Here is a 22,744-nt window from a genome sequence, read left to right on the forward strand (position 1 = left end):
GTGATCAGTGACCCATGCCCAATCCGCCGTCAACCGGGATGACGGCTCCAGTGATGTACGAGGCGTCGTCGGAGGCGAGGAACTTCACCGCGGCGGCGATCTCCTCCGGCTGCGCGTAACGGCCCAGCGGCACCTGGGACACGATGCCCGCGCGCTGCTCGTCGGTGAGGACCGCGGTCATGTCGGTGTCGACGAAACCAGGGGCGACGACGTTGAACGTGATGTTGCGCGAGCCGAGCTCACGCGCGAGGGAGCGGGCGAAACCGACCAGGCCGGCCTTGGAGGCGGCGTAGTTGGCCTGGCCCGCGGAGCCCAGCAGACCGACGACCGAGGAGATGAGGACGACGCGGCCCTTCTTGGCCCGCAGCATCCCCCGGTTGGCGCGCTTGACGACCCGGAAGGTGCCGGTCAGGTTGGTGTCGACGACGGACGTGAAGTCCTCCTCCGACATGCGCATGAGGAGCTGGTCCTTCGTCACGCCGGCGTTGGCCACGAGGACCTCGACCGGACCGTGCTTCTCCTCGATCTCCTTGTACGCCTGCTCCACCTGCTCCGTGTCGGTGATGTCGCACTTGACGGGCAGGCAGCCGAGTTCGACCAGGGCGGCCGGCGGCTCGCCGGAGCGGTACGTGATCGCGACCTTGTCGCCGGCCTCGGCGAACGCGCGGGCGATGGCGAGGCCGATGCCCCGGTTTCCTCCGGTGACGAGAACCGAGCGGCTCAACGGATCACCCTTTCGATAGCGGTCTGGTAGCCGAAAACCTATCGGTATCGCCCCCGACATGAGGAATCGACCTCCGACAGTGGCATCGGGGCGTCACTGTCGGATCCCTACAGCTCGGGGACGGTGCGGGTCCGCCCGGGAGCCCCCGGCGCGCGGCCCGCGGAGCCCCTCTAATGGGCCCACCCGGCCGCCCTTCCCATGATTGACTTCCGGGACAGCTGAACCACCGTCTCCACCCCAGACTTCCGATCACCGAGAGCGAGGCCGCTCGTGGTCCATCAGATCGACCCTACGTTCGTCGCGTTGCCCCTGCGGGCGCTCGCCGACGCGGCGCTCGCCCGGGCGCGCGCGCTCGGCGCCGAGCACGCGGACTTCCGCCTGGAGCGGGTGCGCAGCGCCTCGTGGCGGCTGCGCGACGCCAAACCGTCCGGTTCCTCGGACACCACCGACCTCGGCTACGCGGTGCGGGTGGTGCACGGCGGGGCCTGGGGTTTCGCCTCCGGGGTCGACCTGACCATGGACGGTGCCGCGAAGGTCGCCTCGCAGGCGGTCGCCATGGCCAAGCTGTCGGCGAAGGTGATCGCGGCGGCGGGTTCGGACGAGCGCGTGGAGCTGGCCGAGGAGCCGGTGCACGCCGAGCGCACCTGGGTCTCCTCGTACGAGATCGACCCGTTCTCCGTCCCCGCCGAGGAGAAGAGCGCGCTGCTCGCCGACTGGAGCGCGCGACTCCTGCGGGCGGACGGCGTGGCGCACGTCGACGCGTCGCTGCTCACCGTCCACGAGAACAAGTTCTACGCGGACACGGCCGGCACGGTCACCACCCAGCAGCGCGTCCGGCTGCACCCGCAGCTCACGGCGGTCGCCGTCGACGACACGACCGGCGAGTTCGACTCGATGCGGACGATCGCGCCGCCGGCCGGGCGGGGCTGGGAGTACCTGACGGGCACCGGCTGGGACTGGGACAAGGAGCTCGACGAGATCCCGGGGCTGCTCGCCGAGAAGATGCGGGCGCCGAGCGTCGAGGCGGGCCGGTACGACCTCGTCGTGGACCCGTCGAACCTGTGGCTGACCATCCACGAGTCCATCGGCCACGCCACCGAGCTGGACCGGGCCCTCGGCTACGAGGCGGCCTACGCGGGCACCTCCTTCGCCACCTTCGACCAGCTGGGCAAGCTGGCGTACGGCTCGTCGATCATGAACGTGACGGGTGACAGGACCGCCGAGCACGGCCTGGCGACCATCGGGTACGACGACGAGGGCGTCGAGGCGCAGAGCTGGGACCTGGTCAAGGACGGCACGCTCGTCGGCTACCAGCTGGACCGGCGGATCGCGAAGCTCACGGACCTCGGCCGCTCGAACGGCTGCGCCTTCGCGGACTCCCCCGCGCACGTGCCGGTGCAGCGGATGGCGAACGTCTCGCTCCAGCCGGACCCGGGCGGCCTGTCGACCGAGGACCTGATCGGCGGGGTCGAGCGCGGCATCTACGTGGTCGGCGACCGGTCGTGGTCGATCGACATGCAGCGCTACAACTTCCAGTTCACCGGTCAGCGCTTCTTCCGCATCGAGAACGGCCGGCTCGCCGGGCAGCTGCGGGACGTGGCGTACCAGGCGACGACGACGGACTTCTGGGGCTCGATGGAGCAGGTCGGCGGCCCGCAGACGTACGTGCTCGGCGGCGCGTTCAACTGCGGCAAGGCCCAGCCGGGCCAGGTCGCCGCGGTCTCCCACGGCTGCCCCTCCGCCCTCTTCCGGGGCGTCAACATTCTGAACACGACGCAGGAGGCCGGTCGATGAGCGCGCGCCACCAGATTTGCCGGGGGTCCGGCCCGCGGCGCGGCCGCAATCAGATGCAGTGTCCCCCGGGCAAGCACAGCCTGAACACGACGCAGGAGGCCGGTCGATGAGCCGCGTCAGCAAGCCGTACGAGATCGTCGAGCGGGCGCTTGAGCTGTCCCGTGCCGACGGGTGTGTCGTCATCGCGGACGAGGAGTCCTCGGCCAATCTGCGCTGGGCCGGGAACGCGCTGACGACCAACGGTGTCACCCGGGGTCGTACGCTCACCGTCATCGCGACCGTCGACGGCGCCCAGGGCACCGCCTCCGGTGTCGTGTCCCGCTCCGCCGTGACCGTCGACGACCTGGAGCCGCTGGTCCGGGCCGCCGAGGCCGCCGCGCGGGCCGCCGGGCCCGCCGAGGACGCCCAGCCGCTGGTCGAGGGCGGGTCCTCCTCCCCCGACTTCACGGACGCCCCGGCCGAGACCTCCTCCGCCGTCTTCGCCGACTTCGCCCCGGCGCTCGGCGAGGCCTTCGCCCGGGCCCGGGCCGGCGGGCGCGAGCTCTACGGCTTCGCCAACCACGAGCTGACCTCCACGTACCTGGGGACGTCGACGGGGCTGCGGCTCCGGCACGACCAGCCGAACGGGACGCTGGAGCTGAACGCGAAGTCCCCGGACCGCTCGCGCTCCGCGTGGGCCGGCCGCTCGACGCGGGACTTCAAGGACGTCGACCCGGCCGCGCTCGACGCCGAGCTGGCGACCCGCCTCGGCTGGGCGGAGCGGCGCATCGAGCTGCCCGCCGGGCGGTACGAGACGCTGCTGCCGCCGACCGCCGTGGCCGACCTGATGATCTACCAGCTGTGGTCGTCCACCGCCCGGGACGCGGTGGAGGGCCGTACGGTCTTCTCCAAGCCCGGCGGCGGCACCCGGCTCGGCGAGACCCTCTCCCCGCTGCCGCTGACCCTGCGCAGCGACCCGAACGAGCCGGGCCTGGAGTCCGCGCCGTTCGTGATCGCGCACTCCTCCGGCGACGACTCCTCCGTCTTCGACAACGGTCTGCCGGTCGGGCCGATCGACTGGGTGAAGGCCGGCAGCCTGGCCCACCTCATCACCACCCGGCACACCGCGGGACTTACTCGCTTGCCCGTGGCGCCCGGGGCGGGGAACCTGATCCTGGACGGCGGCGGCGAGCGCTCCCTGGAGGAGATGGTGGCCTCCACCGAGCGCGGTCTGCTGCTGACCTGCCTCTGGTACATCCGCGAGGTCGATCCGGCGACGCTGCTGCTGACCGGACTGACCCGGGACGGCGTCTACCTCGTCGAGAACGGCGAGGTCGTCGGCGAGGTGAACAACTTCCGGTTCAACGAGTCGCCGGTGGACCTGCTGTCGCGGGCCTCGGAGGCGGGCCGGACGGAGAAGACGCTGCCGCGCGAGTGGAGCGACTGGTTCACCCGGGCCGCGATGCCCGCCCTGCGGGTGCCGGACTTCAACATGAGCTCGGTCAGCAAGGGGGTCTGACCCACCTAGACTGAGTCGTCGTACCACCAACAACCTGAGGAGACTGACGGTCGTGACGGACATCGTCGACGAGCTGAAGTGGCGTGGGCTCTTCGCCCAGTCCACCGATGAGGACGCACTGCGCAAGGCTCTCGCGGACGGTCCCGTCACGTTCTATTGCGGTTTCGACCCGACCGCGGCCAGTCTCCACGTCGGTCACCTCGTCCAGGTCCTCACCGTCCGCCGGCTCCAGCAGGCCGGGCACCGGCCGCTGGCGCTGGTCGGCGGGGCCACCGGGCAGATCGGTGACCCGCGTCCGACGGCCGAGCGCACCCTGAACGACCCCGAGACGGTCGCGAACTGGGTGAACCGGCTGCGCTCGCAGATCGAGCCCTTCCTCTCCTTCGAGGGGGAGAACGCGGCGGTCATGGTGAACAACCTGGACTGGACCGCCGGCCTGTCGGCGATCGAGTTCCTGCGGGACATCGGCAAGCACTTCCGGGTCAACAAGATGCTGACCAAGGACTCCGTCGCGCGGCGCCTGGAGTCCGAGCAGGGCATCAGCTACACGGAGTTCAGCTACCAGCTGCTCCAGGCCATGGACTTCCTGGAGCTGTACCGCCGCTACGGCTGCGTCCTCCAGCAGGGCGGCTCGGACCAGTGGGGCAACCTGGTGGCCGGCCTCGACCTGATCCACCGCCTGGAGCCGGGTGCGGACGTGCACGCGCTCGCGACGCCGCTGATGGTGAAGGCGGACGGCACCAAGTTCGGCAAGACCGAGGGCGGGGCCGTCTGGCTGGACCCGGAGATGACCACGCCGTACGCGTTCTACCAGTTCTGGCTGAACGTGGACGACCGGGACATCTCGACGTACATGCGGATCCTCTCCTTCAGGTCCCGCGAGGAGCTGGAGGAGCTGGAGGCGCAGACCGCCGAGCGGCCGCAGGCGCGCGCCGCCCAGCGGGCGCTCGCCGAGGAGCTCACCGCGCTCGTGCACGGCGCGGACCAGTGCGCGGCCGTCATCAACGCCTCGAAGGCGCTGTTCGGGCAGGGCGACCTGGCCGAGCTGGACGAGGCGACGCTGGCCGCCGCCCTGTCCGAGCTGCCGCACGCGCGCGTGACCGAGCTCGGCCAGGTCGTGGACCTGTTCACCGAGGTCGGGCTCGCGCCGAGCAAGTCGGGCGCCCGCCGCACGGTGAAGGAGGGCGGGGCGTACGTGAACAACGTGAAGGTCACCGCCGAGGACGCCGAGGTGTCGGCGGAGGAGCTGCTGCACGGCCGCTGGCTGGTGCTGCGGCGCGGCAAGAAGAACCTGGCGGCGATCGAGTTCGCCGGCGCGGAGGGCTGACGGGGCCGGACAGGCCCCGAGGTCACAAGCTCGCCCCGCATGCCGGAGGCCCGGTACGGCACGTGATGTGCCGTACCGGGCCTCCCGGTTTTCCCGGGTGTGTCACGCCCGCTGCTTGTTGCCCTTCAGCGAGACCCACAGCATGTCGCCCACGCCGACCACGGCGACGGCGCCGAGCAGCTGGAGCAGGTGGCGGGTCCAGTCGATGCCCTTGGTGTCGTTGACACCGATCCAGGTCGCGACCGCGTTGCCGAGGACACTGCCGAGAATGCCGAACACGGTCGTCAGCCAGAGCGGGATCTGCTGCTTCCCCGGGAGGATCGCCTTCGCGATCAGACCGAGGACGAATCCCACGATGATCGCCCACAACCAACTCATCGTCGCCTCCTATTGCGCATGTGGGCCCAGTTTCGGCCCGTCGACCATTCGGCGCATGTCGGGCACCGCCATCCGTGCCCCGGTCTCGTCGGCGCGGGAGGGCGGGCGTACGGTGGAACGAGGTCCGGACCGGGGAGGGTCCGGCATGACCGGTGGGTGGTGGACGGGCGATGCCGAAGAGTGGCGGAACCGAGGTCTTCCGGATCACGGGGGCCCGTCAAGGGCTCGCGGACGACGTCCGGGGACGACAGCGGCGGTACATCATCTCGATGACGGTCCGAACGCTCTCCGTGATCGCCGCGGCGGTGCTGTGGAACGTCGAGCGGCACGTGGCGATCGTGGCGCTCGCCCTGGGGATCCTGCTCCCCTATGTCGCCGTGGTCATCGCGAACGCGGGCCGGGAGTCGGCTCCGTCCCTTCCCTCCACCTTCGTACCGGCTCCGGTGCGCCCCGCGCTGGGCGCTGCGGAGGCGGCGGAGGGCGCTGGAACAGAGACTCCGCACGGCCGGAACTGATCACGGACAGTGGCCGGAAACCTCAAGAAAAGCTCAGATCAATCGTGAAGTTCCAGTGCCTCGGACCCCATGTGCCGTGACATACTGCCTACGCGCTCCGCATCCCCCGTCGGAGCGACAGACCGATGCCGGGCAGCTCCCCCCGTGGCTGCCCGGCATCGCCTTTGCTGGACAATGATCAGGTGAGCGAAGAGAAGCCGATCTGTTCCGCCAAGGGCTGCCGCGTCGACGCCGTCTGGGTCCTCGCGTGGAACAACCCCAAGCTGCACACGCCCGAGCGGCGCAAGACGTGGCTCGCGTGCGAGGAGCACCGCGAGCACCTCTCCCAGTTCCTGGGGGTGCGGGGATTCCTCAAGGACGTCGTCCCGCTGAGCGAGTGGGAGCCCGTCGAGGGCTGATCCCGGCCGAGGACTGATCCCGGCCGGGCGTCGCTATCGGCCGGGGCCGGGGCCGATGCCTTGCGGCTCAGCCGCCGATCGCCGACATCGGGCGGTCGGGCTGGAGGAAGCTCGGGTCGTCGAGGCCCGAGCCGGCCTTCTTGCCCCACATGGCCTGCTTCCAGATCCGCGCGACCTCGTCGTCCGGGGCGTCCGAGCGGAGCGTCGCCCGCAGGTCCGTCTCCTCGGTGGCGAAGAGGCAGGTGCGCACCTGTCCGTCGGCGGTGAGCCGGGTGCGGTCGCAGGCCCGGCAGAACGGGCGGGTGACGGAGGCGATGACGCCGACCGTGTGCGGTCCGCCGTCGACGACCCAGCGCTCGGCGGGGGCGGAGCCGCGCTCGTCGGCGCCCTCGGCGGTCAGGGTGAAGCGGGTGCGCAGCGACTCCAGGATGTCCCCGGCGGTGATCATGCCGTCGCGCTTCCAGCCGTGCTGGGCGTCGAGGGGCATCTGCTCGATGAAGCGGAGCTCGTACCCCTCCTCCATCGCCCAGGCGAGCAGGTCGGGTGCCTCGTCGTCGTTGAGCCCGGGCATCAGGACCGCGTTGACCTTCACCGGGGTGAGGCCGGCGTCCCGCGCGGCGGCCATGCCGTCGATGACGTCCCGGTGGCGGTCGCGCCGGGTGAGGGTCTTGAAGACCTCGGGGCGCAGGGTGTCCAGGGAGACGTTGACCCGGTCCAGGCCGGCGGCCTTGAGGGCGGTCGCGGTGCGCTTCAGCCCGATGCCGTTGGTGGTGAGGGACATCCGGGGGCGGGGCTCCAGGGCGGCGACGCGCTCGACGATCCCGACGAGGCCGGGGCGGAGCAGCGGCTCGCCGCCGGTGAAGCGGACCTCGGTGACGCCGAGGTCGGTGACCGCGATACGGATCAGCCGGACGATCTCGTCGTCGGTGAGCAGATCCGGCTTGGCGAGCCACTGGAGGCCCTCTTCCGGCATGCAGTACGTGCAGCGCAGATTGCAGCGGTCCGTCAGTGAGACGCGCAGGTCGGTGGCCACACGGCCATAGGTGTCGATGAGCACTGTGGGCCCCCTCCCCGTCTTGTGGTGGCGTGTGGTTCGAGACTACGTGAGGCAGCGGACAACGAGCAGGGCAGATTGTCACGAGGACCGACGCGGCCGCGTCGTAGAACTCTACGACGCGGCCGTCCGGCGGTCGCGGAACGTATACGACCCGCTGCTCTCCGGTCAGTGTTTGACCGCGGCGGCCACTCCGACGCCGGTGAGCGACTTGACCTCCAGCTCCGCGTACTTGCCCGCGTCCGGCTCTTCCTTGGAGAGGAGCGAGCCGAGCCAGCCGAGGAGGAAGCCGAGCGGGATGGAGACGAGGCCCGGGTTCTCCAGCGGGAACCAGTGGAAGTCCACGCCCTTGAACATCGAGGCCGGTCCGCCGGAGACGACCGGCGAGAAGAGGACGAGGACCACGGAGGAGATCAGTCCGCCGTAGATCGACCAGAGCGCGCCCTGGGTGGTGAAGCGCTTCCAGAAGAGCGAGTAGAGGATCGTCGGCAGGTTGGCGGAGGCGGCGACCGCGAAGGCCAGGGCGACCAGGCCGGCGACGTTGAGGTCGCGGGCGAGGGCGCCGAGCGCGATCGACACGATGCCGATGAGGACGGTCGACCAGCGGGCGGCCCGCATCTCCTCCTTCTCGGTGGCCTTCCCGCGCTTGATCACGTTCGCGTAGATGTCGTGCGCGAACGACGAGGACGAGGCCAAGGTCAGACCCGCGACGACGGCGAGGATGGTGGCGAAGGCGACGGCGGAGATGACGGCGAGGAGGATCGCGCCGCCGGTGGAGCCGGCACCGCCGCCGACCTCCAGGGCGGTGAGCGGGGCCGCCGTGTTGCCCGCCTTGTTGGACGCCTTGATGGTGTCGCCGCTGAGCAGGGCGGCGGCGCCGAAGCCGAGGACGATCGTCATCAGGTAGAAGGCGCCGATGATGCCGATGGCCCAGTTGACCGACTTACGGGCGGCCTGGGCGGTCGGCACCGTGTAGAAGCGGATCAGGATGTGGGGCAGGCCGGCCGTGCCGAGGACGAGCGCGATGCCGAGGGAGAGGAAGTCCAGCTTCGACAGGGCGGTGGCCCCGTACTTGAGACCGGGGTTCAGGAAGGCGTCGCCCTTGCCGCTGTTGGTGGCGGCGGCGCCGAGCAGCTCGGAGATGTTGAAGTGGAACTTGAGGAGGATGAGGAAGGTGATGAGGAGCGTGCCCGCGATGAGCAGGACGGCCTTCACCATCTGCACCCAGGTGGTGCCCTTCATGCCGCCGATGGTCACGTACACGATCATCAGGAGGCCGACGAGGGCGACGATCGCGATCTTGCCGCCGTCGCTGGTGATGCCGAGCAGCAGCGAGACGAGGACGCCCGCGCCGGCCATCTGCGCGAGCAGGTAGAAGATCGAGACGACGATGGTCGAGGTGCCGGCGGCGGTACGGACGGGCCGCTGGCGCATCCGGTAGGCGAGGACGTCGCCCATCGTGAACCGGCCGGAGTTGCGCAGCGGTTCGGCGACCAGGAGCAGGGCGACGAGCCAGGCGACCAGGAAGCCGATCGAGTAGAGGAAGCCGTCGTAGCCGTAGAGGGCGATGGCGCCGCTGATGCCGAGGAAGGACGCGGCGGACATGTAGTCGCCGGAGATCGCGAGGCCGTTCTGGAAGCCGGTGAACTGGCCGCCGCCGGCGTAGAAGTCGGCGGCGCTGCGGGTCTGGCGGCCGGCCCAGACGGTGATGACCAGGGTGGCGACGACGAAGGCCCCGAAGAGGGCGATGATCAGGGGTCGGTGCTCGCTGGTGGCGTTGCCCGCCGCGAGCAGGACGGTGGTTCTCATGCGTCGCCCTCCAAACGGTTCCGGATGGCCTCGGCCCGGGGGTCGAGGCGGTTCGCGGCGTGCCGCGAGTAGAGCCAGGCGATGAGGAAGGTGGTCAGGAACTGACCGAGGCCCAGGACCAGCGCCACGTTGATGTTGCCGAAGACCTTGGTGCCCATGAAGTCGCCGGCGTAGTTGGAGAGCAGTACGTAGAGCAGGTACCAGGCGATGAAGGCGAGGGTGAGGGGGAAGGCGAAGGAGCGGTAGGTACGGCGCAGTTCGCCGAACTCCGCGCCTTGCTGCACCTCGACGAACTGCTCCGTCGTGGGCGGCACGGGACCGTGGTCGGTCTCCGTTCCGTTTCTGGGCGGCGGCGGTGCTTCGGTAGCCACGGAATCTCCTCGTGACGCGGGGGCGGGCGGCATGGTCAAGGGGGCCTCACCAGGGGTGCGGAAACGGGGGCTCCGGTCGGAGCCCCTCCCCTGCCCAACGGCACGGAGCCGGAAGCGAAGTGGTTCACGCTGGGGATTTTCTTGAACAGATCTTCATGAAGTCTTCTCAACTTATTGAAGGACCAGGAAGATCAGCGATAGCTTCACTCGTCATGCACCTGTTCACGCGTAAACCCGCGCGTGGACAGTACATACGGATGATGTGGAGAACCCATGGCTCATCTGGGATCGAGGCGCGGCCGAGCTCTTGCTCTGCCTGCTGGTCTCGCGCTCACGGCCTCGCTCGGCTTCCTGCCTTCCGGCGCCGCCTCCGCCGCGGAGCTGAGTGACGCACCGGCGGCAGCCGTAGCCGCGGCGAACGGGCCGAAGCTCTCGTACGTCGTCAACGTCGAGGGTGGCCGCTGGACCGCCGCCTCGGTGAAGAAGGCGATCGCCGCCGCGGGCGGCGAGGTGGTCATCTCGTACGACCAGATAGGCGTGATAGTCGTCCACTCGCAGAACCCCGAGTTCGCGAAGACGGTTCGTCAGGCCCGTGGCGTGGCGTCGGTCGGTTCGACCCGTACCGCCCCGCTCTCCGTCCAGTCCGACGACGCCGTCGACGAGGGCGCGCAGTCGCTCTCCGCGGCCGAGGCGAAGGCCGCCGCCGCCAAGGCGACGGACGAGCAGGACCCGCTGGAGCCCCTGCAGTGGGACCTCCCGGCGATCAAGGCCGACAAGGCCCACCAGAAGACGCTCGGCAGCAAGCGCGTCACCGTCGGCGTCATCGACACGGGTGTCGACGACACCCACCCGGACCTGGCGCCGAACTTCGACGCCAAGGCCTCCGCCAACTGCGTGTCCGGCAAGCCGGACACCACCGCCGGCTCGTGGCGTCCGAACCCGGGCGAGAGCGACCACGGCACGCACGTCGCCGGCACGATCGCCGCCGCCAAGAACGGCATCGGCATCACCGGTGTCGCCCCGGGCGTCAAGGTCTCCGGCATCAAGGTGTCCACCCCGGACGGCTTCTTCTACACCGAGGCCGTCGTCTGCGGCTTCGTGTGGGCGGCCGAGCACGGCGTCGACATCACGAACAACAGCTACTACACCGACCCGTGGATGTTCGCCTGCAAGACCGACGAGGACCAGAAGGCCCTCATCGAGGCGGTCACCCGTGCGACCCGCTACGCGGAGCGCAAGGGCACGGTCAACGTCGCGGCGGCCGGCAACTCGAAGTTCGACCTCGCGGCCGACTCGATCGTCGACAACAGCAGCCCGAACGACACCACGCCGGGCGACCGGGTCATCGACCCGAAGGAGTGCTTCGACTACCCGGCCCAGCTGCCGGGCGTCGTCACGGTCTCCGCGACCGGAGCCAAGGACCTCAAGGCGTCCTACTCCAACTACGGTCTCGGCGTGATCGACATCGCCGCCCCCGGCGGTGACCGCACCGAGTACCAGACGCCGGACGCCCCGGCGGTCAACGGCCGCATCCTGTCGACCACGGTCGACGGCGGCTACAACTACAAGGCCGGCACGTCGATGGCCTCGCCGCACGCGGCGGGCGTCCTCGCGCTGATCAAGTCGACGCACCCCTACGCGAGCCCGGCGGCCCTCAAGGCGCTGCTGTACGCGCAGGCCGACGACCGCGCCTGCACCAACCCGTACGACATCGAGGGCGACGGCAAGATCGACGCCGTCTGCGAGGGTGGCAAGAACAAGAACGGCTTCTACGGAGCCGGTCTGATCGACGCGCTGGACGCCGTTCGCCGGTAGTCATCGCGTGTGCGTGACGGAGGGCCCTGGTGCGGTGTGCCGCATCGGGGCCCTTTCGCATGGCACTGAGTGCCATAGTGCCTTCATGGACAACACAGTGCGTTCCGGTACGGAGTTGCTCTGGTCGGCGCTCGGCGGCGATCCCGCCCTGGTCGACCGGGTGGAGTACGGAGGGACCTCGGGGCTGCTGCCCGCGCGGCTGCCCGTGATGGACCTGGCCCGGGCGACGGTGGCGGCCTGCTCGCTCGCCGCCGTGGAGCACGCCGGCCTTCCGGGGCCCGTGCGGGTGGACGACGGGGCCGTCGCCACCGCCTTCGTGAGCGAGCGGCACCTGCGGGTCGACGGGCGGGCGCCGGTGAACTTCGCGCCGCTGTCGCGGTTCTGGCGGGCGGCGGACGGCTGGGTCCGTACTCATGCCAACTACCCGCACCACCGGGCGGCGTTGCTCGCCGCGCTCGGCGTCCCGACCGAGTCGGTGGAGGCCGTCGCGGCGGCGATCGGGGAGCGGAAGGCCGTCGAGGTGGAGAGCGCGGTGTACGCGGCCGGGGGCCTGGCCGTCGCCCTGCGCACGCCCGGCGAGTGGGCCGCGAGCGAGCAGGGCCGGGAGGTGGCGGCGCGGCCGCTGCTGACCCGGGAGCGGCTCGACGACGCCCCGCCGCGGCGCCGCTCGGGTCCCCTGCGGGTGCTCGATATGACCCGGGTGATCGCCGGTCCCGTCGCGACCCGGACGCTGGCGCTGCTCGGCGCGGACGTGCTGCGGATCGACCCGCCGGGCAACCCCGAACTGCCGGACCAGCACGCGGAGACGGGTGTCGGGAAGCGGACCTCCGCCGTCGACCTGGACAGCCCCTCGGGCCGGCGCGCCTTGGGCGAGCTCCTCGACTCCGCGGACGTGCTGGTCACCGGCTACCGGCCGGGCGCGCTCGACCGGTTCGACCTGGACCGGCCGGGTCTGGTGACCGCCCGGCTGTCCGCCTGGGGCGACTACGGCCCCTGGGGCGGGCGGCGCGGCTTCGACAGTCTGGTGCAGGTGGCGACCGGGATCGCCGTGACCGAGGGCTCGGCGGAGGAGCCGGGCGCGCTGCCGGCGCAGGCCCTGGACCACGGCACGGGCTATCTGCTCGCCGCGGCGGTGCTGCGCTCGCTGACCGAGCAGGACCGGGACGGCGGCACCCGGCTCGTACGGCTCGCGCTCGCGCAGACGGGGCACTGGCTGACGCACTCGCTGCCCCGGTACGAGCCCGGGCGGTACGTCACCGAGACGGACGGCCCGCTGGGACGGCTGCGGCACGCGCTGTCGCCGGTCTCGTACGAGGGCGGCCCGGCGGGCTGGTCCCGGCCCCCGGGCGTCGCGGGAGCGGACGCGCCGGAGTGGGCCGGGGGCTGACGGGCGGGCGGGCCGGGAGGCGCGGGCCGAGCGCGGGCCGGGAGGCACGGGCCGGCGGCGCACCTGCTCGGTGGTGAAGCCGAGGCGGGCACACCCCCGGCCGGCCGACTACGGCTTGACCAGGACCTTCAGGGCCGTGCGCTCGTCCATGGCCTGGTAGCCGCCGGGGACGCCATCGAGGCCGACGGTCAGGTCGAAGACCGGGGACGGGTCGATGGTGCCGTCGAGGACGTCCGGGAGCAGCTCCGGGATGTACGCGCGGACGGGCGCGACGCCGCCGCGCAGCGCGATGTTCCGGTCGAACATGACGGACAGGTCGAGGCCGGTGCCGCTGCCGTGCGGGACGCCGACGTAGCCGATGGAGCCGCCGTCGCGGGCGATGGCGACGGCGGTCCGCATGGACTGCTCGGTGCCGACGGCCTCGATGACGGCGTGGGCGCCCTGGCCGCCGGTGAGTTCGCGGACGGCGGCCTCGGCCGCCTCGCCGCGCTCGGCGACGACGTCGGTGGCGCCGAAGGCGCGGGCGATGTCGGTCCGGGCGGTGTGCCGGCCGAGGGCGATGATCCGCTCGGCGCCGAGGCGCTTGGCGGCGAGGACGCCGCAGAGGCCGACGGCGCCGTCGCCGACGACCGCGACGGTGGAGCCCCGCGTCACGCCGGCGCCGAGGGCGGCGTGGTGGCCGGTGCCCATGACGTCGGAGAGGGCGAGCAGCGCGGTCAGCAGGTGGTCGTCGGAGGCGGCGTCGGCGGGGAGCTTGACGAGCGTGCCGTCGGCGAAGGGGACGCGGACGGCCTCGCCCTGGCCGCCGTCGGAGCCGACCGAGCCCCAGAAGCCGCCGCGCGGGCAGGAGGTCTGGAGGCCCTCGGCGCAGTACTCGCAGGTGCCGTCGGACCAGACGAAGGGGGCGACGACGAGGTCGCCGGCGGCGAAGCCGGTGACGTCGGAGCCGGCCGCCTCGACGATGCCGAGGAACTCGTGGCCGATGCGCTGGCCGGGCTTCCGGGCCGACTCTCCGCGGTAGGCCCACAGGTCGCTGCCGCAGATGCAGGCGCGCAGGACGCGCAGGACGACATCGGTGGAGTCCTGGATCACCGGGTCGGGCACGTCCTCCACGCGCATGTCGAACGGGGCGTGGATGGTGGTGGCGCGCATGGGGGGCGGTCCTTGCTGTCAGACAGTTGTACGACGTTCACCGTACATCGCGGAGAGCACTCCCGCGGTCAGCAGGTACTGCGCCGCGATGTAGGTCAGCATGACCCAGAAGTCGGGGGCCGGCAGCTGGGGCCACTCGGCGACGCCGGTGGCGATGAGGGTGTCGGACAGCAGGAACAGCGCGCCGCCGACGCCGGCGACGCGCCCGAGGGCGCTCGCGCGGTAGGCCGTCGCGGCGAGCAGGAGCGAGTACCCGGCGACGGGAATCCGCAGGTCGGCGGGGAGGTCGGGCCAGAGGAGCGCGACGGTGCCGACGAGGGCGGCCGCGTATGCGGCGCCGAGGAGCGGCGACGTACGCCGTCGGCCGAAGAGGACCAGGTAGCAGACGTGTCCGCCGGCGAAGGAGCCCATGCCGACGAGGAAGGCCCAGTCGGCGTCGGAGAGCAGGAAGACGTCGCCGCCCCAGCCGAAGAGGAGCGCGGCGACGAGGAGCTTCGGGGCGCCCCGGGTGACGGCGTACGCGGCGAGCAGGGGCATCAGGAGCGGTTTGGCGAGCTGGTGGCCGAGCTCGGCGCCGGCGAGGAGGGAGACCAGGTCGACGGCGGCGGCGAGGCCGAAGGCGGCGAGCAGCACGCGGGAGACGGTCGAGGAGGGCGAGGCGGCGGGGACGGCCGTCGGGGCGGCGCTCACGCGGCGGCCTCCGGCGCGGCACCGGTCTGCGGGGGCTTGGGCGAGGGGGCTCCCGGCTGCCAGCCGGGGCCGCGGAAGACCCGGCCGGCCCGCTCGCGCCAGTCGCTCGCCGAGCGGACGTCGCGGGCGATGGCGGCGTACTCGTGGGTGGCGACGCGCAGCGGGTTGTACGTCTCGATGTTCTTGGTGAGGCCGTAGACGGGCCGGTCGGTCTCGCCGACCCAGGAGCCGAACATCCGGTCCCAGACGATGAGGATCCCGCCGAAGTTCCGGTCCAGGTAGCCGCCCTGGGAGGCGTGGTGGACGCGGTGGTGCGAGGGCGTGTTGAGGACGTACTCGAAGGGCCGGGGCAGCTTCCCGACGCGCTCGGTGTGGATCCAGAACTGGTAGACGAGATTGATCGAGTAGCAGAAGGCGACGGCCGCCGGGTGCACGCCGAGGGCGATCATCGGCAGGTAGAACGGCCAGCCGGTCACGCTGGTCCACGGCTGGCGCAGGGCGGTGGTGAGGTTGAACTTGCGGCTGCTGTGGTGGACGACGTGGCAGGCCCAGAGGATGCGGATGACGTGGTGTCCGCGGTGCTGCCAGTAGTAGAGGAAGTCCTGTGCGAGCAGCATCAGCGGGATCGTCCACCACAGGACGGGGACGCGGAGCGGGGTGAGCTCGTAGACGGCGGTGTAGATCGCGACCACGGGGATCTTCCACAGCGCGTCGAAGGCGAGGCTCCCGATCCCCATGCCGAGGCTGGTGGCGGCGTCCTTGGTCTCGTACCCGGCGGCGTCCTCGTCGGGGTGGATGCGGTGGCTGACCATCTCCAGGACGGTGAGCAGGACGAACGCCGGTATGGACCAGAGCACGACATCGGGCAGGTTCGGCATGCCGTCGACGGTAGGCGGGGCGGGCGGGGGCCCGCTAGACGTTGTTACCAACAAGTATGCGAGACGGCTTGTCAGCAAGCTTTGGCACCTTCTGACAAGCCTGTCAGAGCCCGGTGGCGCCGAGGAGCGAGCCCGCGAGGTACGTGACCGCCATCGCGAGCGCGCCGCCGCCGACGTTGCGGAGGATCGCGCGGCCCGCGGGGGCGCTGCCGAGGCGGGCGCTCCACCAGCCGGTGAGGGTGAGGGCCGCCAGGACGGACGCGACCGTGACCCAGAGGCGGGCCGGGGCCGGCGGCAGGACGATCGCGAGGAGGGGGAGCAGGGCGCCGACGGTGAAGGCGAGGAAGCTGGCGCCGGCCGCGTGCCAGGGGTTGGTGAGGGCGTCGGGGTCGATGCCCAGCTCCACGCGCGCGTGGGCGCGCAGGGCGTCGCGCTCGGTGAGCTGCTCGGCGGCCTCGCGGGCCACGTCCGAGGAGAGCCCGCGGGCGGCCAGGAGCCCGGTCAGCTCGTCCAGTTCGGCCTCCGGCCGCTCGCGCAGTTCGCGCTTCTCCTGGGCGAGCGCGGCCTCCTCCGAGTCTCGCTGGGTGGAGACGGAGACGTACTCCCCCGCCGCCATCGACATCGACCCGGCGAGCAGCCCCGCGAGGCCGGCGGTGAGCAGGGCCGCCTGGGACTCCGTGGCACCCGCGACGCCCACGACGAGGCCCGCGGTGGAGACGACTCCGTCGTTGGCTCCGAGCACGGCGGCCCGGAGCCAGTTGAGACGGGAGCCGAGGGCTCCGCCGTGGGCCTCGTCGTGCGCTGCGTCGGGTACGTCGTCGGATGCTGCGGGTGCGGTCACGTCAGGAGGTTCGCACCCGGCGGTTCACCAGACGCGGACCGACCCGCCCGGGGCGAAGGCCGGGCTGGTCGCCTCCTCCGGGATCTTCTCCAGGGGCGTGGCGATCTCCGCGACCTCCGGGCCGTGGACGGCGGCGAGGGGGTCGAGGAGCGCGAGGTCGAAGCCGTAGACGCGGGCGGCGTTGCCCCCGACCATGGCGGCGACCTCCTCCCTCGGCACGCCCGCGTAGGCGATGCGGAGGCCTTCGCGGGAGTACGGCGTGGTGCCCTCGTCGTGCGGGTAGTCGCTGCCCCACATGATCTTGTCGAGGCCGATCCGGTGGCGCAGCGGCACCTCGTGCGGGCGCATGAAGCTCGCGCCGACGAAGCAGTTGTCGCGCCAGACCTCGCTGGGGCCCTTGCTCATGGACTCCGCGAGCCCGGCGCCGAACTTGGACTCGGCGGTGGTGGCCCGCGAGGCAGCGGCGACCAGCCGTCCGTGGTAGTAGTCCAGCATGTCCATGACCCCGGGGATCCAGCCGGAGCCCTGTTCCGTCAGGACCAGCTTGAGGTCCGGGTGGCGACGGAACGCGCCGCCGAACACGAGGTGCCACAGGGCCCGGTGGGAGAACCAGGTCGTCTCCACCATGAAGACGGCCCGGGCCGCCGGTTCGTCGCCGAGCGGCGGCGAGGCCGAGCCGCCGTGGTGATTGACCGGCACGTCCAGCTCCGCGCAGACGGCCCAGATCGGGTCGTACGCCTCCGAGTACAGCTCGGGCACGCCGCTGCCGGGCGGGGCGCCGGGCAGCAGGATCCCGCCGGTCAGTCCGGCCTCCTTGACGCGGCGGATCTCGCGTACGGCCTCGTCGACGTCGTTGAGGAGGATCTGCGCGACGCCCGCCCTGCGGCCCGGCGCGTCCGCGCAGAAGTCGGCGAGCCAGCGGTTGTGCGCGCGCAGGCCCGCCCAGCGGAGCTCGTACTCCTCGCGGGTCGGCGCCGGGGCCATCAGGGAGGCGGACGGGAAGAACGGCGGGATGGTGTTCGGGAAGACGACCTCGGCGACGATCCCGTCGGCCTCCAGCTCCCGCAGGCGGCGCTGCGAGTTCCAGTTGCGGTCGGCGGTGTCGGCGAGCAGGTCCTCGTACGGGTTGACGTAGCCGGCCGCCCAGGCGTCGAAGGCCTCGTGGTGCCTCTTCTCCAGGTACGGCCGGTAGTCGAGGAGGTCGGCGCCGGCGTGGCAGTCGGCGGAGATCACCGTGTAGCGGTCCGTCATGACGTCACGCCCAGGACCGGGAAGTCGTGCTCCGTCAGCCAGTGGCGGCCGACCTCGCGGGAGCGCGCCCAGGACGCCTCCACGGCCGTCTGGTCGGCCGGCTGGCCGAGCTCGGCGGGGGTGGGACCGATCCGGCGGGCGATCGGTTCGAGGGCCGGGAGGTCGAATCCGAAGACCTCCGCCGCCGCAAGCCCGAGCATGCGCCGGGTCTCCTCCACCGGGATGTCGTGGAAGGTGTTCCGCAGCCACGCGCGGGTGGCGGGCCAGGTCCCCTCCGGGTGCGGGAAGTCCGAGCCCCACAGGATGTTGTCGACGCCGATCTCGTACCGCTGGGCGAGCTCGCGCCGCTTGGTGTTGGTCGCGCAGATGAAGACCTGCCGGTCCAGGTACTCGCTCGGCGGCCGCTTCAGCTCCGCGAACGGGGACAGCTTCTTGCCGCCGTGCGCGCCGAGGTAGAGCCGGTCCATGAACCAGAGCAGGTTGGGCAGCCACCAGCAGCCGGACTCGGCGACGCCGAACCTCAGTCCGGGGTGGCGCTCGAAGACCCCGGACCAGAGGAGGAACCAGAGGGGCCTGGCCGGCCAGAAGGTGACCTCGGAGACGTAGATCCCGAGGTGGTCGCCGTACTCCTCGCGGGGCGCGGCGCCGGAGTGGGTGACGACCGGCATGCCGGTCTCGGCGGCGGCCGCCCACACCGGGTCGTAACGCCGGTCGTGGTAGGGGGCCTTGTCCACCCACATCGAGGGGATCATGAGCGCGCCGAGCCCGGACTCCTTGGCCCGGTGGATCTCGGCGACGACCTCGACGGGGTCGGCGGTGACGGGGAGCAGCGCGACCCCGCAGTGCCGCTGCGGGTTCTGTCCGACGAACTCGGCCAGCCAGCGGTTGTGCGCCTTCGCGCCGGCCATGCCGAGGACCGGGTCCTGGTCGCCGGAGAGGCCGAGGCCGACGCCGAAGGGGGCGGCGGTCTGGCTGTCGACGGCGTCCGCGTCGGGGAAGACGACCTCGGCGGCGACCCCGTCGCCGTCGAGCTCCTTGAGCCGCTGGGCGGCGTCCCAGCCGCCGCGCAGGCCCTCCTCGTTGTCGTGGAACCACTTGTCGGCGAAGGCCTCGTTGCGTACGCCGAGGCGGGTCATCGCCTCGCGGCGCGCGTCGCGCCCGGCGAGGAACTCGTCGAAGGCGCGGTGGTGGCGGGACTCCAGATAGGGCCGGTACCGCTCGGTGGGCAGTCCGGCGTGACAGTCGGAGGAGATGATCAGATACGGATCCTCGTACGTCGTCATGGCGGTGCGTCCTTCAGTCTCGGTCGCCGGGGCGGTCGCCGGCTCGGTCGCCTTCTCGGTCCTTGGCCGGGGCCGGGGCCCGGTCGAGGATGAAGCTCTCCAGGTACGCCGGGTTGGCGCGGTCGAGCATCGACCGCGAGCGCGCCCGGATCTGGCCGTCGCTGTGCTCGCTCTCCGGCAGCATCCAGAACCGGTCGGCGCGGATGCCGTCGACGACCAGCTCGGCGACCTCCTCCACCGGGGTGAAGGCGATCTCCTGCCCCGCCTCCTTCATCGCGGCCTCCCACTGGTCGAGGCTGCGGTACGGCGTCTTCCGCGGGCGCTCCTTGGCGAACCGCTCGGGCCGGTTGCGGTGCGACTCCCACAGGCCGGTGCGGAGCATGTGCGGGCCGGGGAAGAGCACGGAGGCGCCCACGCGCGCGTGCTCGGCCCGGAGGTGGGCGTAGAGCGACTCGGTCATGGTGACGACGGCCGCCTTGGTGACCGCGTACACGGAGGCGGTGGGCAGGGGGGCGATGCCGCCGTCGGCGGAGGAGGTGTTGACGACGTGGCCGGGCTCGCCGCTCGCGATCATGCGGGGGACGAAGGCCTGGATGCCGTGGAAGACGCCCCAGACGTTGACGGAGAACGCCCACTTCCAGTCGTTCGGCTCGTGCTCCCACATCCGGCCCTCGGCGCCGGAGCCGACGCCGGCGTTGTTGCAGAGGACGTGGACCGCTCCGAAGGTGTCGAACGCCGCCTCCGCGAACGCCCGGACCTCGTCGGGGTCGGAGACGTCGACCGTCCGGGCGAGGACCTGCGCCCCGCCCTCCATCAGCTCGTCGGCGGCCTCCGCGAGCGCGCCCGGCTCGACGTCCCCGAGGACGACGGCCATGCCCTCGGCGGCGAAGCGGCGGGCCATGGCGCGCCCGATGCCGCTCGCCGCGCCGGTGACGACGGCGACCTGTCCCGCGCGCAGCTCCATCAGACACTTCCTTCCGGGGGGCCGTCGAGGATCTGCAGCGGGTCGTCGTACCGCTGGTGGATGTAGGGCAGCAGCGCCTGCGCGGAGACGCGCTCGGCGACCGTGCCCCGCTGGTCGGTGGTCTTCTCGCCGATCGTGATCTCGACGAGCCGGCGTACGGGGAGGTCGGCCACCGGGTCGTACATGGACTCGCGCAGGATCACGTCACCGGTGACCCGCTCCAGCTTCCGCACCTTCTCGTTGCGGACGCAGTGGACGAGGACGGGGTCGCCGTCGAAGCCGGTGCCGTCGACGCCGGGCAGGAACTTGAAGTAGAAGTCGGTCTTCTGGACGGGCTCCGGCAGCGGCAGCGGGCCGGAGACGGCCCCGCGCACCTCGACGAAGGCGATGCCGTGCCGGGCGAGGGCCGCGCGGACGACGAGCCCTTCGCGCTCGACCGTGACCTCGCCCAGCTTCTTCGGTTCGCCGAAGACCTCGCGGCCGCCGATCAGGGCGCGCTCGTGGGTCATCGGCATGACCAGCGGGTACCAGCCCTCGCGGTCGCCGTGGGCGGCGGCGACCGCCACGGAGCCGGCGCCGAGGGGGTAGCCGGGCAGGTCGACCCGGCTGATGTTGGCGCGGACGAGCGGGCGTGCGGTGGGTTTCAGCGGGGGCGGCAGGATCGCCGCGACGACGTCGGGGTCGGTCTCCCAGACGGCGACCACTCCGGTGGACCAGATGTCGGGGAGGCGGGAGCTCCGCTCGCGGGCCGCGGCGGCCTCGACCTCGGTGCGCGCTCCGTACCGTACTCGTGCCATGACGTACCACCCTTCGGGACAGTCGGCTGGACACTCGGCCTGTAACACAGTTACACCGTGACCGATGAAGGGTAAAGACCCGTGCACGCAGAGGAGTTGGGGGAAGCGATGGCACGCTCGGCGCTGAGCCGCGACGAAGTCCTGGACACCGCGGCCGCCCTGGTGAGGGAGCACGGGCCGGGCGCCCTGACCATGCGCAGGCTCGCCGCCGAGCTGGGCACGGCGGTCACCTCGATCTACTGGCACGTCGGCAACCGCGAGTCGCTCCTCGACGCGCTCGTCACCCGTACGGTCACCGATCTCGGCACGATCCGCCCGCGCGGGACGAACCCCGCCGAGCGGATCGTCTCGGTCGCCCGCGCGCTCCGCCGCGCCCTGCGCGAGCGCCCGCACCTGGTGGCGATGGTCCACGAACGGGGCCTGACGGAGCGGATGTTCCTGCCGGCCCAGCGCGCCCTGGTCCACGAGGCCCACGCGGCGGGGCTGCGCGGGGCGCACGCGGCGCGGGCCGTCCGCGCGCTGCAGTTCCAGGTCGTCGGGTACGTGCTGGTCGAGCGCAACCGCGAGCGGGCCCCCGCCCAGTCCCCCGCCGAGGAGGAGCTGTGGCGCGAGGAGACCGCCGAGGCCGACCCCGAGCTGGCCCGCGCCCTGGCCGCGCCGATCGACACGGAGGCCCTCTTCGTCGACTCCGTACGGGCCCTGGTGGACGGTCTGCTCACCCCCGCCGGCGGGACCGGCGGGGACACCGGGGACGGCACTGTCGGTCGCGGGCCGTATTCTCATTGACCATGCTCGACGACCGTACGACAGCAGCGACGTGGCCGGCCGCCTACCCACAGGGGTACGCGGTCGTCGACGTGGAGACCACCGGCCTCGCCCGCGACGACCGGATAGTGTCGGCTGCCGTCTACCGGCTGGACGCCCAGGGGAACGTCGAGGACCACTGGTACACGCTCGTCAACCCCGAGCGCGACCCCGGTCCCGTCTGGATCCACGGGCTGACCACCGACGTCCTGGAGGGCGCGCCGCTCTTCCCGGAGATCGCGGCGGAGTTCGCGGCCCGGCTCGACGGCCGGGTCCTGGTCGCGCACAACGCGATGTTCGACTGGCAGATGATCGCCAGGGAGTACGCGCGCGCGGAGTCGGCCGCGCCGGTGCGCCAGCGGCTGTGCACGATCGCGCTCGCCAAGGAGCTGTCGCTGCCGCTGCCCAACCACAAGCTGGAGTCGCTCGCCGCGCACTTCGGCGTCGTCCAGCAGCGCGCGCACAACGCGCTGGACGACGCGCGGGTCCTCGCCGAGGCGTTCCGGCCGAGCCTGCACACGGCGGCCGAGCGGAACGTCCGGCTGCCGCTCCTGGAGTGCCGGCCGCTGACGGAGTGGGCCGGGGCCCCCGCGCAGCCCCGGGTCGGCCACCAGGGCTCGTACCCGTCGTCGTCCTCCGCGTACCGCATGAACAGCTGGCGCCCCTCCCGGAAGCGCCCGGCCTGCCCGTACCCCAACCCCGGGCGGTACGAGAAGGACCGCCCCCTCAAGCAGGGCATGCGGGTGGCCTTCTCCGGCGACACCTCCGTCGACCGCGAGCTCCTGGAGGACCGCACGGTCGACGCCGGGCTCCACGTCGCCACGAGCGTCTCCCGGCTGACGAGCCTCCTCGTCACGAACGACCCCGACGCGCACACCTCCAAGACGCTGAAGGCGAAGTCCTTCGGGACGCCGGTCGTCGACGAGGCGGCCTACACGCAGCTGCTGCGGGACGTGGCCCCGGCAGACGGGTGACGCGCGGGGCCGGGTGGGCGTGCCTCGCTGCGCCCGCCCG

At 71.9% G+C, this 22,744-nt stretch carries 21 protein-coding genes and 1 pseudogene; 9 read left to right on the forward strand and 13 right to left on the reverse strand.

What is annotated here, in order from left to right:
* Positions 1-4 precede the first annotated feature (4 nt).
* The gene (fabG, locus tag ACFC0G_RS00120; RefSeq protein WP_376394681.1) at positions 5-724 is read right to left on the reverse strand and encodes a 3-oxoacyl-[acyl-carrier-protein] reductase; all 720 of its coding nucleotides are present in this window, start codon (positions 722-724) and stop codon (positions 5-7) included.
* A 270-nt stretch (positions 725-994) separates the two neighbouring features.
* On the opposite strand from fabG, the gene ACFC0G_RS00125 reads away from it, so the two are divergent.
* The 3 genes from ACFC0G_RS00125 to tyrS all read left to right on the forward strand — a co-directional run bounded on the left by ACFC0G_RS00125 (position 995) and on the right by tyrS (position 5,343).
* Positions 995-2,518, forward strand: a complete 1,524-nt coding sequence (locus ACFC0G_RS00125) for a TldD/PmbA family protein (RefSeq protein ID WP_376394684.1) — start codon at positions 995-997, stop codon at positions 2,516-2,518.
* A gap of 106 nt (positions 2,519-2,624) precedes the next feature.
* Complete coding sequence (locus ACFC0G_RS00130; RefSeq protein WP_376394687.1) at positions 2,625-4,016, forward strand: metallopeptidase TldD-related protein; 1,392 nt, start codon at positions 2,625-2,627, stop codon at positions 4,014-4,016.
* Positions 4,017-4,068: 52 nt separating this feature from the next.
* A complete protein-coding gene (gene tyrS / locus ACFC0G_RS00135; protein WP_376394690.1) occupies positions 4,069-5,343 on the forward strand; it encodes a tyrosine--tRNA ligase in 1,275 nt (424 codons plus the stop codon).
* Positions 5,344-5,445: 102 nt separating this feature from the next.
* Here tyrS and ACFC0G_RS00140 read toward each other — a convergent pair whose 3' ends face one another.
* On the reverse strand, positions 5,446-5,721 hold the full coding sequence (locus ACFC0G_RS00140; RefSeq protein ID WP_376394692.1) for a GlsB/YeaQ/YmgE family stress response membrane protein: 276 nt from the start codon (positions 5,719-5,721) through the stop codon (positions 5,446-5,448).
* Between the two features lie 170 nt (positions 5,722-5,891).
* Here ACFC0G_RS00140 and ACFC0G_RS00145 point away from each other — a divergent pair, with 170 nt between their 5' ends.
* Positions 5,892-6,236, forward strand: coding sequence for a DUF3099 domain-containing protein (locus ACFC0G_RS00145; RefSeq protein WP_376394695.1), 345 nt, complete (start codon positions 5,892-5,894; stop codon positions 6,234-6,236).
* A gap of 182 nt (positions 6,237-6,418) precedes the next feature.
* Positions 6,419-6,634: a hypothetical protein gene (locus tag ACFC0G_RS00150; protein ID WP_376394698.1), complete on the forward strand. Its 216-nt coding sequence runs from the start codon at positions 6,419-6,421 to the stop codon at positions 6,632-6,634.
* A 67-nt stretch (positions 6,635-6,701) separates the two neighbouring features.
* Here ACFC0G_RS00150 and moaA read toward each other — a convergent pair whose 3' ends face one another.
* From moaA to ACFC0G_RS00165, 3 genes are all read right to left on the reverse strand, one after another.
* Positions 6,702-7,691, reverse strand: coding sequence for a GTP 3',8-cyclase MoaA (moaA, locus tag ACFC0G_RS00155; RefSeq protein ID WP_376394701.1), 990 nt, complete (start codon positions 7,689-7,691; stop codon positions 6,702-6,704).
* Between the two features lie 165 nt (positions 7,692-7,856).
* Complete coding sequence (locus ACFC0G_RS00160; protein ID WP_376394704.1) at positions 7,857-9,497, reverse strand: cation acetate symporter; 1,641 nt, start codon at positions 9,495-9,497, stop codon at positions 7,857-7,859.
* Positions 9,494-9,868 carry a DUF485 domain-containing protein gene (locus tag ACFC0G_RS00165; protein WP_376394707.1) on the reverse strand — a complete coding sequence of 125 codons (375 nt, stop codon included), beginning with the start codon at positions 9,866-9,868 and terminating at the stop codon, positions 9,494-9,496. The genes ACFC0G_RS00160 and ACFC0G_RS00165 overlap by 4 nt, the downstream gene beginning before the upstream one ends.
* 273 nt (positions 9,869-10,141) lie before the next feature.
* On the opposite strand from ACFC0G_RS00165, the gene ACFC0G_RS00170 reads away from it, so the two are divergent.
* Together ACFC0G_RS00170 and ACFC0G_RS00175 are read left to right on the forward strand one after the other, a co-directional pair.
* The gene (locus ACFC0G_RS00170) at positions 10,142-11,683 is read left to right on the forward strand and encodes a S8 family serine peptidase (RefSeq protein WP_376394710.1); all 1,542 of its coding nucleotides are present in this window, start codon (positions 10,142-10,144) and stop codon (positions 11,681-11,683) included.
* An 85-nt stretch (positions 11,684-11,768) separates the two neighbouring features.
* Positions 11,769-13,070 (forward strand): CoA transferase, encoded by a 1,302-nt coding sequence (locus tag ACFC0G_RS00175; RefSeq protein ID WP_376394713.1) that lies wholly within the window; start codon positions 11,769-11,771, stop codon positions 13,068-13,070.
* Between the two features lie 108 nt (positions 13,071-13,178).
* Here the strand turns inward: ACFC0G_RS00175 and ACFC0G_RS00180 are convergent, their stop codons facing one another.
* The 8 genes and pseudogenes from ACFC0G_RS00180 to ACFC0G_RS00215 all read right to left on the reverse strand — a co-directional run bounded on the left by ACFC0G_RS00180 (position 13,179) and on the right by ACFC0G_RS00215 (position 20,926).
* Positions 13,179-14,222 carry a zinc-dependent alcohol dehydrogenase family protein gene (locus ACFC0G_RS00180; protein ID WP_376394716.1) on the reverse strand — a complete coding sequence of 348 codons (1,044 nt, stop codon included), beginning with the start codon at positions 14,220-14,222 and terminating at the stop codon, positions 13,179-13,181.
* A gap of 18 nt (positions 14,223-14,240) precedes the next feature.
* The gene (locus tag ACFC0G_RS00185; RefSeq protein WP_376394718.1) at positions 14,241-14,912 is read right to left on the reverse strand and encodes a lysoplasmalogenase; all 672 of its coding nucleotides are present in this window, start codon (positions 14,910-14,912) and stop codon (positions 14,241-14,243) included.
* Entirely contained in the window at positions 14,909-15,790 is an 882-nt protein-coding gene (locus tag ACFC0G_RS00190) for a sterol desaturase family protein (RefSeq protein ID WP_376394721.1), read from the reverse strand. Before ACFC0G_RS00190 ends, ACFC0G_RS00185 begins: the two co-directional genes overlap by 4 nt.
* A 103-nt stretch (positions 15,791-15,893) precedes the next feature.
* Positions 15,894-16,631: a VIT family protein gene (locus ACFC0G_RS00195; RefSeq protein WP_376394724.1), complete on the reverse strand. Its 738-nt coding sequence runs from the start codon at positions 16,629-16,631 to the stop codon at positions 15,894-15,896.
* Positions 16,632-16,655: 24 nt separating this feature from the next.
* Positions 16,656-17,882 carry an amidohydrolase family protein gene (locus ACFC0G_RS00200; protein WP_376394727.1) on the reverse strand — a complete coding sequence of 409 codons (1,227 nt, stop codon included), beginning with the start codon at positions 17,880-17,882 and terminating at the stop codon, positions 16,656-16,658.
* Positions 17,879-19,165: an amidohydrolase family protein gene (locus ACFC0G_RS00205; RefSeq protein ID WP_376394730.1), complete on the reverse strand. Its 1,287-nt coding sequence runs from the start codon at positions 19,163-19,165 to the stop codon at positions 17,879-17,881. Before ACFC0G_RS00205 ends, ACFC0G_RS00200 begins: the two co-directional genes overlap by 4 nt.
* A gap of 82 nt (positions 19,166-19,247) precedes the next feature.
* A pseudogene (locus ACFC0G_RS00210) lies at positions 19,248-20,129 on the reverse strand (SDR family NAD(P)-dependent oxidoreductase); the annotation flags it as partial.
* Entirely contained in the window at positions 20,129-20,926 is a 798-nt protein-coding gene (locus ACFC0G_RS00215; protein WP_376394732.1) for an acetoacetate decarboxylase family protein, read from the reverse strand. The pseudogene ACFC0G_RS00210 and the gene ACFC0G_RS00215, both read right to left, overlap by 1 nt.
* 108 nt (positions 20,927-21,034) lie before the next feature.
* Here ACFC0G_RS00215 and ACFC0G_RS00220 point away from each other — a divergent pair, with 108 nt between their 5' ends.
* Together ACFC0G_RS00220 and ACFC0G_RS00225 are read left to right on the forward strand one after the other, a co-directional pair.
* Positions 21,035-21,712 (forward strand): TetR/AcrR family transcriptional regulator, encoded by a 678-nt coding sequence (locus ACFC0G_RS00220; protein ID WP_376394735.1) that lies wholly within the window; start codon positions 21,035-21,037, stop codon positions 21,710-21,712.
* Positions 21,709-22,704, forward strand: coding sequence for a DEDDh family exonuclease (locus ACFC0G_RS00225; protein ID WP_376394738.1), 996 nt, complete (start codon positions 21,709-21,711; stop codon positions 22,702-22,704). The genes ACFC0G_RS00220 and ACFC0G_RS00225 overlap by 4 nt, the downstream gene beginning before the upstream one ends.
* The last annotated feature ends 40 nt before the right edge of the window (positions 22,705-22,744 follow it).

It is taken from the genome of Streptomyces sp. NPDC056169 (assembly GCF_042268445.1).
In the GTDB taxonomy this organism is placed as follows: domain Bacteria; phylum Actinomycetota; class Actinomycetes; order Streptomycetales; family Streptomycetaceae; genus Streptomyces.